Below are 15,495 nucleotides of genomic sequence, written 5' to 3' on the forward strand. Positions count from 1 at the left end.
GTTGTTTTGAAATCTTGAACCTTTTCGCCCGCTCAGGTTATCTGGGCGGGCGTTTTCGTCTGGGGCATGCATGACAAATCAAATCGCCATTTGGCTTGCCCTATTGATATTAGGCATGTTCATCGCCGACTACGCGCTGTTTGGCACCGAACATCTCGTATTCCTCGGCAAGAAACTCTACGCCTTTTTGGACTGGCTCGCCTTCTGGCGGTGACTGAGGTTTTACTTGACTTTTTCTCTGATCTGGCTTTGTTAGCGCTAACTTGGTATTAGCCGCATTTCGGACGGAGCAGGACATGACACTCAAGCTGGCAATCAACGGATTTGGACGGATCGGACGCGGAGTGCTGCGGGCGATTATGGAAACCGGGCGAACGGATGTTGAAATCGTTGCAATCAACGATCTGGCCAAGCCGGAAATGAACGCACATCTGTTCGAATTCGACAGCGTTCATGGCCGATACAATAAACCCGTCACCCTGACCGAGGCGGGCCTTGATGTTGGAAATGGCCCGATCCGCCTGAGCAGTGAACGCGAGCCGGAAAAGCTGGATTGGTCCGACGTGGACGTCGTTCTGGAATGCACAGGTGTGTTCCGGACACGAGAGGCGGCGTCCCGTCATTTTGAAAATGGGTCAAAAAAGGTGCTGATATCTGCCCCCGCGCGCGGCGATGGTGGCGTTAAGACCATCGTATTCGGCGTGAACGACCACGAGCTGACAGCCGAAGACACCGTGGTGTCCAACGCGTCTTGTACCACCAACTGCTTGTCACCGGTTGCCGCGGCGCTGGATGCGGGGCTGGGTATTGTACATGGCAACATGACAACTGTTCACGCGTACACCGCCAGCCAGCCCGTTCACGACACTGCCGGCAAAGACCCCTACCTTTCTCGCGCAGCTGCACTGTCTATGATACCGACCACAACGGGCGCAGCTTCAGCCGTTGGCCTCGTCCTACCGCAATTGGCGGGCAAACTGACCGGCCAGGCCATTCGCGTACCCACCCCAAACGTTTCCGTGGTAGATCTGGTCGCCGAAGTTTCACGTCCGACAACGGAAGAGGAAGTGAACGCGCTGTTTATTGAAGCCGCGGCCAAAATCCCTGGAGTTCTGGCGGCAGAAAATCGCCCGCTAATCTCAGTCGATTTCAACCACGATGCGCACAGCTCGACCGTTTCGCTGCCGGAAACCAAAGTCACCGATGGCACGCTGGTTCGCGTGTTGGCTTGGTATGACAATGAATGGGGCTTCTCGAACCGTATGCTGGACACCGCCGCAGCGATGGGCGCCCTAGCCTAAACGGTCGCGCAGCGCCGCATTGACGCGGGGCGTGACGAATTTCGCCACGTCCCCGTCCAAACGGGCGATTTCCTTGACCAGTTTGGACGCAATGGCCTGATGCCGTGCCTCGGCCATCAGAAAGACCGTCTCGATCGAGTCGTCCAGTGCTCGGTTCATTCCAACCATCTGGAATTCATACTCAAAATCCGCAACAGCCCGCAGGCCGCGGACGATGATTTGCGCTCCAACATCGCGAGCGCAGTCGATCAGTAGATTTTCAAAGGGATGAGCAACGATTTCAGTACCCGTTTGCTCGGTCAGGTGTGAGCATTCCGCCTCAATCATGGCCACGCGTTCTTCCAGCGAAAACAACGGCCCCTTGTCGCGGTTGATAGCGACGCCAATGACCAGTTTGTCGACTAATGCTGCCGCGCGTCGGATGATGTCGATATGACCCAGGGTGATTGGATCGAAAGTCCCGGGATATAATCCAACCCTCATCGTGGCCTCCTGCGCAATAAACTTTCTGCGCTAGCAAACATAACTTCGCCGCAGGTGCAAGTGGAAGCTATGGGGATCGCGGGCGTCAATGCCCCATGATCATGCCCTGCAGTGCGTCTTTTTCCATGGCCAGTTCTGCCAACTGTGCTTTTACCACGTCACCAAGCGTCACGATTCCCACCAGCTTGCCATCTTCGACAATGGGCATGTGGCGGAAACGTCCCTCGGTCATGCGTGTCATGATATCTTGCACTGTGTCTTGTTGCGTGGCCGTAACAAGATTACGGGTCATATAGGCGCTGACTGGCTGCGTTAAGCAACTACTGCCGCTTGCGGCCAGTTCTCTGACGATGTCCCGCTCGGAAAGGATACCAGTCGCCGTTTCGCCGCCATCTTCGGATACAACAACCGTCCCGATCCGTTTTTCCGCCAGGATTTTTGAGGCTTCAGTCACAGTGACAGACGGGTCAACCGTTTCCACCCCCCCGCTGGCCTTGGATTTCAGAATGGCCTGAACGAGCATAAGCGTTACCTCCGAAATAATGTCCTGTTTTCCAAAGCGTTGCCGGAATGCTTAAACCTGTCAAGGTGACACTTGGGCTTCAAGCCGCTCAACCTCCTCCCGAATGCCTTGTGACAGGGCTTGTGCAAAACGGTTCAGCCTTTCGTTTCGCTGATCCCCCTGATGACGAACTAAATGAAAACTTCGGGTCAAACTCACCTGATCCGTCAGGATTTTCTGCAGGTTTGGATGAAATGGCAGGGTAAAGTCATGCGCCACGCAAATCCCGGTGCCAAGCGTCACCTGCCGCAACTGCACCGACACCGAATTCGATGCAAGTGCGACACGGTCAACACCGATATCTACAAGGTAATCCAACTCCCGATCAAAGATCATATCCGGAATATAGCCGATCAAACGATGACCACTCAGATCCTGGACTGACCGGATTGATGGGTAAGAGGCCAGATAGTCCTGCGTCGCAACAAGGTGCAATTTATAATCGGTAATTTTCTGGACCAGAAGGCTGCCAGCTGTTGGAGCGCTGACTGTCACCGCCATGTCGGCCTCACGCCGGGACAGGTTGATCACGCGCGGCAGGGCAAGGATCTGAATATCCAGGTCGGGGTTTGCATCGCTGATTTTCGCGCAAACCTGAGGCAAAAGATAGTTGGCCGATCCATCTGGTGCGCCAATCCGTATTTGTCCGCTGAGGGTTTTTGACGTGCCCGCCATCGCCCCAGCTGCCGCACGCATCGCCTCCTCGGCTTTTAGCCCGTGCTCCATCAAGCGTTCGCCCGCAGTTGTCAAAAGGTAGCCCTGCTGCGATTTGGTGAACAGCGGTGCTTCCAATGATGCTTCCAACCGGGCAATCCGGCGCCCGACTGTGGCTGGGTCGATCTTCAACTGACGACCGGCAGCCGAAAGGCTTTCTTCACGCGCGACGGCCAAAAAGACCCGCATATCATCCCAGTTGGGTGTCACCGTCACTCCTTTGCATTTTTGCAAAACATCTTTGAGACATTGCCTCTGTTCAAGTAATTTATGCAAGCCTATTGTGCGCGCAAACGCATCGGAGGAGATCTGCAATGACCGAGCTGACCCATTTCATTAACGGCGAGAATGTCGCCGGAACCTCAGGACGATTTGACGACGTTTTTAACCCGGCCACCGGTGAGGTGCAGTACAAATGCCCGATGGCGAGTGCTGCTGAAACCACCGCCGCGATTGAAAGCGCGGCAGCCGCGCAGCCCGCATGGGGCGCGACAAACCCTCAAAAACGTGCGCGCGTCATGATGGCAATGGTCCACCTGATGAACCGGGACATGGACAAACTGGCCGAAGCGCTGAGCCGTGAGCACGGTAAAACCATCCCTGACGCCAAGGGCGACCTGCAGCGCGGTCTCGAGGTGATCGAATACTGCATCGCCGCGCCGCAAATGCTCAAAGGTGAATTCACCGATAGCGCGGGTCCCGGCATTGACATGTATTCGATGCGCCAGCCGCTGGGTGTTGTTGCTTCGATCATGCCGTTCAATTTCCCGGCAATGATGCCGCTGTGGCACGTGGGCCCTGCCCTCGCCTGCGGCAATGCTGTGGTTCTGAAACCGTCCGAACGTGACCCGTCGGTTCCGCTGATGCTGGCCGAGCTGTTCGTCGAAGCCGGATTGCCCAAAGGTGTATTCCAGGTCGTCAACGGGGATAAAGAGGCCGTTGATACCCTACTGGACAGCGACACCATCCAAGGCGTCAGCTTCGTGGGTTCCACTCCGATCGCGCAATACATCTATTCGCGCGCTACCGCGAACGGAAAGCGCGCGCAGTGCTTTGGTGGTGCGAAGAACCACATGATCGTTATGCCCGATGCGGATCTGGATCAGGCCGCCGACGCGCTGGTTGGTGCAGGCTTCGGCGCAGCCGGCGAACGCTGCATGGCCATCTCGGTTGCTGTTCCCGTTGGTGAAGAAACTGCCGACGCATTGATCGAAAAGCTGATCCCGCGCGTAGAAAAACTGAAGGTTGGCCCCTACACTGCAGGCGACGATGTCGATATGGGCCCCGTTGTTACCGGTGCCGCCAAAGAGCGTATTCTCGGTCTGATCAACTCAGGTGTTGAGCAAGGCGCAAAACTGGTCGTCGACAATCGCGACTTCAGCCTGCAAGGCTATGAAGACGGCTTTTTTGTCGGCCCACACCTGTTTGACCACGTGACGCCAGAGATGGACATCTACAAACAGGAAATCTTTGGCCCGGTTCTTTCGACCGTACGCGCAGGTTCCTATGAAGAAGCGCTGAAGTTGGCGATGGATCACGAGTACGGAAATGGCACGGCGATCTTCACACGTGACGGTGACACCGCGCGCGACTTTGCCAGCCGTGTTAACATCGGCATGGTCGGGATCAACGTTCCGATCCCTGTTCCGCTGGCTTACCACACTTTTGGCGGTTGGAAGAAATCCATGTTTGGCGACCTGAACCAGCACGGCCCGGACAGCTTCAAATTTTATACCCGCACCAAAACCGTAACGGCTCGCTGGCCGTCGGGTATCAAAGAAGGCGGCGAGTTCAATTTCAAAGCAATGGATTGACGTCCCGCCCTTAAGAACATCAAAGGCCGCCCTTGCAGGCGGCCTTTTTCGTTCACCGAAATATCAGTACTGAAGGAACTCCCGCAGAGTGACGCGACCATCAAAATCTGCGTCGAGTTCAGCCATGACCATCCGTAACTCGTGTGCTGGCATACAGGCTTTGGCAATGCCTTCGATCTTTTCGCTTTCAACCATAGTCAGGCATTCCGCGGACAACGGTTCATCCATTTCCGGGTCAGGGAATTCGACCAGGTCTCGTGCCTCGACCGCCACGAATTCATCCTGAGATACGACACCATTTCCGTCGGCATCATATTCCAGAAACTCCACCGCTCGCTCCGCGAGAAAGAAGATTTCGAATTCGGAATATTCAACGTGACCATCCGCGTTTGAGTCAGCCCGACTGATTTCTTCTGCTGCGATGGCTTCGGCCGTACAGGGTTCCGAAGCCGCGTCGCAGTCTTCTGGTACGAACTGGGCGTCTTCTTCCGTCAGGAATTCGTGGAATTCGGTTTGGGTAATATGCCCGTCGCCGTTACGATCTAGTTCAGCAAAAAACACGCGTGAAGTTGGGGTTGCTTGTGCAGGCGTCTGACCAGATCCCCAGTACAATCCGGCCAGCAAAAGGACCGGCAAGAGATAAAGCGATTTGGGGGCAAATCGGCTGAGCGTAGGAATTGGCATGTCATCATCTCCGACATTTTCAGGTGACGGCCCTGCAAGTTCGCGGTCGATCACACCACGCACAAGTTCGCTCATCGACGATCCGCGCTGCTCGCTAAGATCCGCCAATTTGCTTTTCAACTCATAAGATACGCGAATTTCCAAGGTTTCGGATTTCTTGGTCATATCGTGTGGTCTCCGAACTGCTGTGGGCCTGTTCCTAGGAGTTGGAGCAGACATGCTGGGAAAAATACCCCAAGCCGTGTCCGGCAGACAGTAAAAACCTGTCCGGACAACGTATAATTCCTCGTCCGGGCAGGCAGAAACTTGCGTGAAATATGTAAATCTCACGGAAAATTTAAGCTAAACATCTGGCCCTAAGGGACTCCAGTTACTAAATTGCCGTCAACCATCGAGCAGCCCTTCAGGAGGCATCCGTGTCAAGTTCCCGTTTTAATCGTCGTTCAGTTCTGTTGGGTGCTGCGTCCGTCCTTGCGACGCCGACGCTGCTGCGCGCCCAAAGCACAGATGCTTTCCCAACAAGCGAAGACGCGATCAGCACGCAGTTGCCTGTGCGCCGCAATGTTTCGTCCTTTTCACAGCAGAACTGGCAGGACCATTTTGATACGCTGGGCGTAGGTGCATTGCTGGCCGATATCACCAGCCGCGCGGTACACTATTGGGGACCTGATGGCACGTACAAGCTGTACCCGAGTTCAGTACCGATGAGCGAAGAGTTGACCAAGCGCGGCTATACCAAAGTTGTGCGCAAAGCCGAAAACCCAAGCTGGACGCCGACCGCTTCGATGCGCGAACGCGATCCGCTATTGCCGGTTCGTATGGAAGGCGGAGAGCCCGGAAACCCGCTGGGTACACGCGCCATGTATCTTGGTTGGCCAGCATATCTTGTGCACGGAACGCATGACACACGGAAAATCGGACGCCAAAGTTCGTCCGGCTGCATTGGCCTCTACAACCAACATGTAGAGGAGCTTTATCCTCTGGTAAAAGTCGGAACCCAGGTCAGACTGGTCTAACGAAAAAGCCCCGGTCATCAGGACCGGGGCTTTGTTCTTGTCAGATGGGGGTCTTATTCCGGCAGGATCACCGCATCGACGACGTGGATCACACCATTGCTGGTTTCGATGTCGGCCTGAACGACCTTGGCGTCGTTCACTTTTACGCCGTTCTTGGCGTTCACGCTCAGACGGTCGCCTTGTACGGTAAGCACCTTCGCACGCTTGCCAGCGATATCACCCGACATCACCTTGGCCGGGACCACGTGATAGGTAAGGATTTCGACCAACTGATCTTTGTTTTCCGGCAAAAGCAGCGTTTCTACCGTGCCTTCGGGCAATGCAGCAAAAGCCTCGTCCGTTGGCGCGAAAACGGTGAACGGTCCGTCGCTTTTCAGCGTATCGACCAGACCGGCGGCCTGAACGGCAGCGACAAGGGTGTTGAACGAACCGGCTGATACTGCGGTGTCCACGATATCTGCAGCCTGCGCCTTTACAGGCAAGGTCAGTGCAAGTGCGGTGGCGGCGCCCATAAACGTGCGACGAAACATGGCTGTCATCTCCTCTCCAGCTTGTTATGGAAAGGGGTACGGGCGCTTTGTCGCACCGGATCACTATCAGATCAATTTTCTTTGACCTGCACCCAGATGCTTTGGGCACGACCGTCTTTCAAAAACGGCAAAGCTACGACCGCGTCGGGGCGGTCTTGTTGCAGGTAATATCCGGGCCAAAGCATTGAATATGAACCAGATTGCAGCAAGGCGTGCAGCATGTACTGCTCTCCCCAACCCGGGCAGTCATAGAAGAACCGCTTGGGATATTCATAGGGCAGAAAAACATCGTGCACATGGATGACCACACCGGGCTTGAGCGCGGGAATGATACGGCAGAACAGATGCGCGACGTCATTGCTCATGCGGACAACGTGGCTGGAATCTATGAAAAGAACGTCGCCTGCCTCTAGCTGATCAAACAGCGCCGGATCGACCTCTTCCAGACGTTTCTGTTCGAACTGATCCACCACATGCGCGATGTCTGCTCGTGGATATGGGTCGATAGCGGTGACTTCTGTCTGCAACCCGCCGTCGATTATCGCCTGACGCGTCACGCGGGTCGAGTTGCCGCAACCCACCTCGATCACACGCTTCGGTTTGAACCGGCGGATCATCAGATACAACGCGTCCGCATCCGGGCTGTCGTAGTACCCGTTGTTGATACGATATCCGGTCTTGTTGCGTGCCGGGTCTTTAAGAGCTTCTAGCGAAGCGGAATGCTCTTGGTATTCCGACACCAATTGAGTGATGTCGAACCCGTCCATTCCTGGTGACAAGGCATAGGCCGGGCGGGTCAGCCCCCCTGCCCGTTCGAACGCCTCAAGGCGCGCACGCTCATCCCGTTCAGTTACTTTGTCGACCAGTTTGACACCAAACCGGTCAAGCGCGGCGTTCAGCCGGGGAAATTTCCTGGGTTTCACGGGAGGCTCCGGATTTGGTAACAATCTGGACGCATCCTTACCTTTGCGCACGGGGGCTTCGCAAGAACCCAGCAGGCAAACACTTGGCAAAAAGGCGATTTCCGTATTCACTGGTCCGAACACAGTTGCGAGGGCCGGAATGCAGCAGGAATTTACGCTGGGCATCGAAGAAGAGTATCTGCTGGTCGATCGCGACAGCCTGGAACTCGCAGAAGCACCTGCCGCCCTGATGGAAGCCTGTCAGGCCGATTTTGAAGGTCAGGTCAGCCCGGAATTCCTGCAATGCCAGATCGAGGTCGGAACGCGTCCGCATGTGACCATCAGCTCAGCGCGCGAGGATCTGAAACGATTGCGTTCCTGTGTGTCGAAACGCGCAGCCGAACACAACCTTGCTCCGATTGCGGTATCCTGCCACCCGTTTGCTGACTGGAAAAAACAAACCCACACGCGAAAAGACCGATATGACGCGCTGCAACATGCGCTGGGTGGTGTGGCGCGACGCATGCTGATCTGTGGCATGCACGTTCATATCGGAGTGGCCGATTCAGCCTTGCGCGCCGACCTTGTGCCGCAACTTTCCTACTTTCTTCCGCACCTCTTGGCCTTATCGACGTCATCGCCATATTGGAATGGAGAGGACACTGGACTGTCATCGTACAGGTTGACGGTGTTCGACAATCTGCCCCGGACCGGACTGCCGCCGGTCTTTTCCGGTTGGTCCGAATACGAACGCACAACGGGCATTTTGGTAGAACTGGGTGTGATCGAAGACACCACGAAAATCTGGTGGGATTTGCGACCGTCGCACCAATATCCAACACTGGAGACCCGGATCATGGACGTGCAGCCCCGGCTGGAGCATGCGCTTTCACTGGCCGCGATGGTGCAGGCGTTGACGCGAATGCTGTGCCGCCTGAAAGATCGAAACCTCAGGTGGCGGCAATATGACCGGTTCCTCATTGGTGAAAACCGCTGGCGCGCGCAGCGTTATGGTGTCGGCGAAGGCATGATTGATTTCGGGGACCGCTCGATCAAACCCATGCCGGAACTCATGGGCGAGTTGATGGGCTTGTTCGCCGAAGATGCCGAAGCCTTGGGCACCATGTCCGAACTGGCAAAGCTCCAGCAAATTGCCCAGAACGGCACCTCGGCCACCCGTCAGCGCCGGGTACATGCCGAAGCTGCCGCAAAAGGCGATGATCCGGGAAAAGCCGTGGTTCAGCACCTGATCGACGAGTTTCATCAGGATCTCTGAACGTCCCTGACATTTCCTGCAGATGATTGTGCCAGTGATTGCTGGCCATGCAAAATTTCTGTAAGGATTGGGAAATAAACACTCGTTCAATTCACCGGGCAGCGTGGGAGGCAAGCCATGGATTTCGCAACGACCGAAGAGCAGAATGCGATCTTCGACATGGCCCATGATTTCGGGCAGGAAAACATCGCTCCATATGCCCGCCAATGGGAGGCCGAAGGCACCATCCCAAAAGACCTGTGGCCGCGCATTGGTGAGCTGGGTTTCGGCGGTCTTTATGTGTCCGAAGACAGCGGTGGTTCCGGCCTGACGCGTCTGGACGCCACGCTTGTGTTCGAAGCTTTGTCGATGGCCTGCCCCTCGGTCGCAGCATTTCTGTCGATCCACAACATGTGCGCCAAGATGCTGGACAACTTTGCCAGTGACGAGCTGAAGTCCCGTATTATGCCCGATGTGTTGAGCTTAAACACCGTGCTGAGCTATTGCCTGACCGAACCCGGATCGGGATCCGATGCAGCCGCGTTGAAAACCCGCGCTGAACGCACAAACGAAGGCTACACCCTGAACGGCACCAAGGCATTTATTTCGGGCGGCGGATACTCGGATGCCTATGTCTGCATGGTGCGCACCGGTCAAGATGGCCCCAAGGGCATTTCGACGGTCTATGTCGAAGATGGCACCTCTGGCCTAAGCTTTGGTGCGCTAGAACAAAAGATGGGTTGGAAAAGCCAGCCAACTGCTCAAGTACAGTTCGACGATTGCAAAATCCCTTCTTCCAACCTCGTTGGTGTCGAAGGCGACGGATTCAAATACGCGATGATGGGGTTGGATGGCGGACGTCTGAATATTGCTTCCTGTTCGCTGGGTGCCGCGCAATCCGGACTGAACATGACGCTACAGTACATGTCCGAACGGAAGGCTTTTGGGCAGTCCATTGACCAGTTTCAGGCTTTGCAGTTCCGCCTGGCGGATATGGAGATTGAGTTGCAGGCCGCCCGGACATTCCTGCGTCAGGCCGCATGGAAACTGGATCAGGGCGCACCGGACGCCACAAAGTTCTGCGCGATGGCTAAAAAATTTGTAACTGAAACTGGGTCGAAAGTGGTTGATCAGTGCCTCCAGTTGCATGGCGGCTATGGTTATCTGGCCGATTATGGCATCGAAAAGCTTGTACGCGATCTGCGCGTGCATCAGATATTGGAAGGCACGAACGAGATCATGCGAGTTATCGTTGCGCGCCAGATGCTCTCTCAGCGCTGAGGACTTTATGTCGGACATCTATATTCGGACCGCAGGCCGTGCCGGCCGTATCACACTGACCCGGCAAAAGGCGCTGAACGCACTCAGCTATGATATGTGCCTGGCCATCGACACCGCCTTGCGTAATTGGCGCGAAGATGATGCGGTTGATCTGGTCATTCTGGATGCCGAGGGTGACAAGGCCTTCTGCGCAGGCGGCGATATCGCCGAGCTCTATGAGACCGGAGCAAAGGGCGATTTTGCATATGGGCAAAAGTTCTGGCGCGATGAATACCGTCTAAACGCACTGATTTTTGAGTATCCCAAGCCTGTAGTCAGCTTTCTCCAAGGCTTCACGATGGGCGGCGGTGTTGGCATCGGGTGCCACGGTAGCCATCGTATCGTGGGCGAAACGACGCAAATCGCCCTGCCCGAATGCTCGATCGGTTTGGTTCCGGATGTCGGCAGCACACTGATGCTGGCACTCGCGCCCGGACGGTTGGGAGAGTTCCTTGGTATCACCGGCCACCGCATGGGCCCTGCCGATGCTATCCTGGCCGGCTTTGCTGATCACTTTATCCCGCAAGATCAATGGTCCGATCTGATTGACATGCTCGAAGCCTCCGGCGACGCCGACACTCTGGAACGCCACTCCGAAACACCACCGACAGGGGCGTTAGCCAACCTACAAGCTGACATCAACGCACATTTCGGTGGCGAAACACTGGGCGATATCCAGAACAGTCTTCGCACCTCTGGGAATAGTGACGCCGCTGTAAATGCACTTAAGCTGATCGGACGCAACTCGCCTCTGTCCATGGCCTGCACGGTTGAGATGCTGCATCGTCTGCGTACCCCAAACCTGACAATGCGCAAGGCATTGGAACTCGAATATCGCTTTACCTATCGTGCGATGGAGCATGGGGATTTTCTGGAAGGCATCCGGGCGCAAATCATCGACAAAGACCGCAACCCCAACTGGCTCCATAAAGATCAGGATGTTCCGGCAGTTGCCGTTTCGAAGATGTTGCAGCCTTTGGGCGCGGACACGCTGACATTCGAGGAGGATTAAGGAATGAAAATCGGGTTTATCGGCCTGGGAAATATGGGTAATCCGATGGCAGCCAACCTTGCCAAAGCAGGGCATGATGTCACCGGCTTTGATATGGCGGACGTCGCTGTTCCGGGCGTTAACATGGCCAATTCAGGGGCCGAGGCTGCCACAGGTGCCGACGTCGTAATAACCATGTTGCCCAACGGGCAAATCCTGCGCGCGGTGGCGAATGAGATCATCCCCGCCATGACGTCCGGAGCGGTTTGGATTGATTGCTCAACCGTCGATGTCGACAGCGCCCGTGCCGTCGCCGAACAGGCCAGCACAGAGGATGTTCTGGCAGTCGACGCGCCGGTGTCGGGTGGGATTGGCGGTGCCGCTGCGGGGACCCTGACTTTCATGGCAGGCGGCAGCGACGCCGCTTTTGAAAAAGCCGCTCCGCTGTTTGACATCATGGGGCAGAAGGCCGTGCATTGTGGCGACTCCGGCGCCGGTCAGGCTGCCAAGATCTGCAACAACATGATTCTTGGCGTCACGATGATCGCAACCTGTGAGGCATTTGCCCTGGCTGACAAACTTGGTTTGGACCGGCAAAAGATGTTCGATGTGGTCAGCACGTCCTCGGGCTATAGCTGGACGATGAACGCCTATTGCCCTGCCCCGGGTGTCGGCCCTGCCAGCCCTGCGGACAACGACTATCAGCCCGGTTTCGCGGCTGAACTGATGCTGAAAGATCTTCGCCTCAGCCAGCAAGCTGCTGAAAGCTCGGACGCAGACACTCCCATGGGACAGGTCGCAGCCGCGCTCTATGAGAAGTTCGTCGAATCCGAAGACGGCTTGGGCAAGGATTTTTCCGCCATGCTGCCACGGTTCGAGAAACGCGGACGATCGTAGATCGCAATAGCTAAGGGGCGAAAATTTCATTGGGTGGCCTTGCGTCGCCCAACAATATTTTGTCGCACCAAGCTAAATAACAAGCGACAGGGTAAATTCCCAAAAGTAAGAATCTGCCGCCAACGCTGTTCTTTGTGCAAAGCTCATTCAGCGGCTACTTTTTGTCCATCCAACATCGGCTGGAGGTACTTACCGGTGTGGCTGCGTTCGACCTCAGCCACATCCTCGGGTGTACCTGTCGCCACGATCTCACCCCCGCCGTCGCCGCCTTCGGGACCGATATCAATGATATGGTCAGCGGTTTTGACGACATCCAGATTGTGCTCGATCACAACAACCGTGTTCCCTTGATCGACCAGTTCATGCAGCACTTCCAACAACTTGCGCACGTCTTCGAAATGTAGGCCAGTGGTTGGTTCATCCAGAATATACAAAGTCCGCCCGGTCGAGCGTTTGGACAATTCCTTTGAAAGCTTCACGCGCTGCGCCTCGCCACCCGAAAGCGTGGTCGCCTGCTGCCCAACCTTAATATAGCCAAGCCCGACACGGGCCAGCGCATCCATTTTATCGCGGATCGACGGCACCGCTTTAAAGAACTCCTGCGCGTCTTCGACGGTCATATCAAGGACATCGGCGATAGACTTGCCCTTGAACTTAATCTCAAGTGTTTCGCGGTTGTACCGCGCGCCCTTGCAGGTTTCGCAGGTGACGTAAACATCTGGCAAAAAATGCATCTCGATCTTGATCACGCCGTCGCCTTGACACGCCTCGCAGCGACCGCCTTTGACGTTAAAGCTAAATCGCCCAGGCTTGTATCCGCGGGCCTTCGCCTCGGGCAGACCGGCAAACCAATCGCGGATCGGTGTAAAGGCCCCGGTGTAAGTCGCTGGATTCGAACGCGGAGTTCGCCCGATAGGGCGCTGGTCGATATCGATGACCTTATCCAGATGCTCCAACCCTTTGATGGTTTCACAAGGTGCCGGTGTTTGCCGCGCGCCGTTCAGGCGCATCGACGCGGTTTTGAACAATGTCTCAATCGTAAGCGTCGATTTCCCGCCTCCGGAAACACCGGTGACGCAGACAAACTTGCCCAGTGGAAACTCGGCCGTCACGTTCTTCAGGTTGTTCCCGGTTGCTTTGACAACAGTAACCTTCTTTTTGTTGCCCTTCCGTCTTTCCACAGGAACCGAGATTTCACGAGTCCCTGCCAGGTATTGACCGGTCATTGAAGCCGCATCCGCCGCAATCTGTTCCGGTGTTCCTTTGCTGACGACTTGTCCGCCGTGCACTCCGGCCCCCGGCCCGATGTCAAAGACGTAGTCCGCTTCACGGATCGCCTCTTCGTCATGCTCAACCACGATTACAGTATTTCCCTGATCACGCAGGTTCTTAAGAGTACCAAGAAGGCGGTCATTGTCTCTCTGATGCAGTCCGATTGACGGTTCGTCGAGGACATACAAAACCCCCGTCAGACCCGACCCGATTTGGCTGGCCAAGCGAATGCGCTGGCTTTCACCGCCAGACAACGTACCACTTGAGCGGGACAACGTAAGGTATTCCAAACCAACGTTATTCAAGAATCCCAGCCGTTCACGTATTTCCTTGAGAATGGCACGGGCGATTTCGTTTTTTTGAACGCTCAGATGGTTCGGCGCATCCTCGATCCAGGCCAGAGCCTCTCTGATCGACATCTGAACCACCTGCCCGACATGCATCCCTGCAATCTTGACTGCCAACGCCTCAGGACGCAGGCGATAGCCTCCACAGGCACCGCAGGGCCGGTTGTTCTGGTATCTCTCGAACTCTTCCCGAATCCAGGCGCTGTCAGTCTCGCGATAGCGGCGCTCCATATTCGGGATCACACCTTCAAAGCTGCGGGTCACCTGATAAACGCGCCCGCCTTCGTCATAGCGGAACTGGATTTCCTCATCGCCCGAACCACGCAGGAACACTTGCTGAACCTTTGCTGGCAGATCTTTCCACGGCGTGTTCTTGTCGAACTCATAATGCCGGGCGATTGCTTCGATGGTCTGCAGGAAATACGGCGACTTCCCCTTACGCCAAGGCGCCAGCGCCCCGTCGTACAGTTTCAAGGTTTGATCCGGCACAACAAGGCGCTCGTCAAAGAACAACTCGACGCCCAGACCGTCACAATCCGGGCAAGCCCCGAACGGAGCATTGAACGAAAACAAACGGGGTTCGATTTCAGGAATCGTAAAGCCGCTGACTGGGCAGGCAAAGTTCTCGCTGAACGTAATACGCTCCGGATCGCCTTCGCGCGGTGCGGTCTCGAGAACGGCAATACCGTCCGCCAAATCCAGCGCTGTACGCAGACTGTCAGCTAGCCGGGTTTCCATCCCTTCGCGAACGACAAGGCGATCGACGACGACATCAATGTCATGGCGAAACTTCTTGTCCAGCGTTGGTGGTTCGTCCAACTCATAGAACTCACCATCGACTTTTACGCGTTGAAAGCCCTGTTTGCGCAGTTCGAGGAATTCCTTTTTGTATTCCCCTTTGCGGTCGCGGACGATCGGAGCGAGAAGATATCCGCGAGTCCCCTCTTCCATCGTCATGATGCGGTCGACCATGTCCTGAACCTGTTGGGCCTCAATCGGCTGCCCAGTGGCCGGGCTGTACGGCGTACCGGAGCGAGCGAACAGCAGGCGCATATAGTCATAGATCTCGGTGACCGTTCCGACCGTAGAACGCGGGTTTTTGGACGTGGTTTTCTGTTCAATCGAAATGGCAGGCGACAGGCCGCTGATGTGCTCCACATCCGGCTTCTCCATCATGTCCAGAAACTGACGGGCGTAGGCCGAAAGGCTTTCGACGTAACGACGCTGGCCCTCGGCATAGATCGTGTCAAAAGCCAAAGAAGACTTGCCAGATCCTGACAGCCCGGTGATCACCACAAGCTGATCGCGCGGGATGTCCACGTCGATACCTTTGAGGTTATGCTCGCGCGCGCCGCGCACTTCGATATTCTTCAGCTCAGCCATTTTTGGCCCCCAACACACAAGTGT

General features: G+C 55.8%; 15 protein-coding genes. 8 read left to right on the plus strand and 7 right to left on the minus strand.

From position 1 onward, the window contains the following. Positions 1–70 precede the first annotated feature (70 nt). On the plus strand, positions 71–214 hold the full coding sequence (locus GOW92_RS01955) for a hypothetical protein (protein ID WP_170557496.1): 144 nt from the start codon (positions 71–73) through the stop codon (positions 212–214). An 82-nt stretch (positions 215–296) separates the two neighbouring features. After that, complete coding sequence (gene gap, locus GOW92_RS01960) at positions 297–1,301, plus strand: type I glyceraldehyde-3-phosphate dehydrogenase (protein WP_170557497.1); 1,005 nt, start codon at positions 297–299, stop codon at positions 1,299–1,301. Here the strand turns inward: gap and coaD are convergent. The 3 genes from coaD to GOW92_RS01975 form a co-directional block, all read right to left on the minus strand. Then, complete coding sequence (gene coaD / locus GOW92_RS01965) at positions 1,293–1,784, minus strand: pantetheine-phosphate adenylyltransferase (protein ID WP_170557498.1); 492 nt, start codon at positions 1,782–1,784, stop codon at positions 1,293–1,295. The genes gap and coaD overlap by 9 nt on opposite strands. 85 nt (positions 1,785–1,869) lie before the next feature. Then, a complete protein-coding gene (locus tag GOW92_RS01970; RefSeq protein ID WP_170557499.1) occupies positions 1,870–2,307 on the minus strand; it encodes a CBS domain-containing protein in 438 nt (145 codons plus the stop codon). A gap of 60 nt (positions 2,308–2,367) precedes the next feature. Further along, complete coding sequence (locus GOW92_RS01975; RefSeq protein WP_170557500.1) at positions 2,368–3,270, minus strand: LysR family transcriptional regulator; 903 nt, start codon at positions 3,268–3,270, stop codon at positions 2,368–2,370. A 104-nt stretch (positions 3,271–3,374) separates the two neighbouring features. On the opposite strand from GOW92_RS01975, the gene GOW92_RS01980 reads away from it, so the two are divergent. Further along, positions 3,375–4,874: a CoA-acylating methylmalonate-semialdehyde dehydrogenase gene (locus GOW92_RS01980; protein ID WP_170557502.1), complete on the plus strand. Its 1,500-nt coding sequence runs from the start codon at positions 3,375–3,377 to the stop codon at positions 4,872–4,874. A 63-nt stretch (positions 4,875–4,937) separates the two neighbouring features. On the opposite strand, the gene GOW92_RS01985 is transcribed toward GOW92_RS01980, so the two are convergent. Beyond that, complete coding sequence (locus tag GOW92_RS01985; RefSeq protein ID WP_170557504.1) at positions 4,938–5,723, minus strand: EF-hand domain-containing protein; 786 nt, start codon at positions 5,721–5,723, stop codon at positions 4,938–4,940. 251 nt (positions 5,724–5,974) lie between these two features. Here GOW92_RS01985 and GOW92_RS01990 point away from each other — a divergent pair, with 251 nt between their 5' ends. Continuing rightward, the gene (locus GOW92_RS01990) at positions 5,975–6,574 is read left to right on the plus strand and encodes a L,D-transpeptidase (protein ID WP_170557505.1); all 600 of its coding nucleotides are present in this window, start codon (positions 5,975–5,977) and stop codon (positions 6,572–6,574) included. Positions 6,575–6,627: 53 nt separating this feature from the next. On the opposite strand, the gene GOW92_RS01995 is transcribed toward GOW92_RS01990, so the two are convergent. Beyond that, complete coding sequence (locus GOW92_RS01995; protein ID WP_170557506.1) at positions 6,628–7,104, minus strand: fasciclin domain-containing protein; 477 nt, start codon at positions 7,102–7,104, stop codon at positions 6,628–6,630. Positions 7,105–7,175: 71 nt separating this feature from the next. After that, positions 7,176–8,027, minus strand: a complete 852-nt coding sequence (locus tag GOW92_RS02000; protein ID WP_170557507.1) for a class I SAM-dependent methyltransferase — start codon at positions 8,025–8,027, stop codon at positions 7,176–7,178. A 139-nt stretch (positions 8,028–8,166) separates the two neighbouring features. Here GOW92_RS02000 and GOW92_RS02005 point away from each other — a divergent pair, with 139 nt between their 5' ends. The 4 genes from GOW92_RS02005 (at position 8,167) to mmsB (ending at position 12,469) form a co-directional block, all read left to right on the plus strand. Beyond that, positions 8,167–9,282 carry a carboxylate-amine ligase gene (locus tag GOW92_RS02005; protein ID WP_170557508.1) on the plus strand — a complete coding sequence of 372 codons (1,116 nt, stop codon included), beginning with the start codon at positions 8,167–8,169 and terminating at the stop codon, positions 9,280–9,282. Positions 9,283–9,399: 117 nt separating this feature from the next. Next, entirely contained in the window at positions 9,400–10,542 is a 1,143-nt protein-coding gene (locus GOW92_RS02010; protein WP_170557509.1) for an acyl-CoA dehydrogenase family protein, read from the plus strand. A gap of 7 nt (positions 10,543–10,549) precedes the next feature. Continuing rightward, positions 10,550–11,593 (plus strand): enoyl-CoA hydratase/isomerase family protein, encoded by a 1,044-nt coding sequence (locus GOW92_RS02015; RefSeq protein WP_170557510.1) that lies wholly within the window; start codon positions 10,550–10,552, stop codon positions 11,591–11,593. A gap of 3 nt (positions 11,594–11,596) precedes the next feature. Further along, positions 11,597–12,469 carry a 3-hydroxyisobutyrate dehydrogenase gene (mmsB, locus tag GOW92_RS02020; protein ID WP_170557511.1) on the plus strand — a complete coding sequence of 291 codons (873 nt, stop codon included), beginning with the start codon at positions 11,597–11,599 and terminating at the stop codon, positions 12,467–12,469. Between the two features lie 143 nt (positions 12,470–12,612). On the opposite strand, the gene uvrA is transcribed toward mmsB, so the two are convergent. Beyond that, positions 12,613–15,471, minus strand: a complete 2,859-nt coding sequence (gene uvrA, locus GOW92_RS02025; RefSeq protein WP_170557513.1) for an excinuclease ABC subunit UvrA — start codon at positions 15,469–15,471, stop codon at positions 12,613–12,615. Positions 15,472–15,495: the final 24 nt, after the last annotated feature.

It is taken from the genome of Ruegeria atlantica, assembly GCF_013032505.1.
In the GTDB taxonomy this organism is placed as follows: domain Bacteria; phylum Pseudomonadota; class Alphaproteobacteria; order Rhodobacterales; family Rhodobacteraceae; genus Ruegeria; species Ruegeria atlantica_F.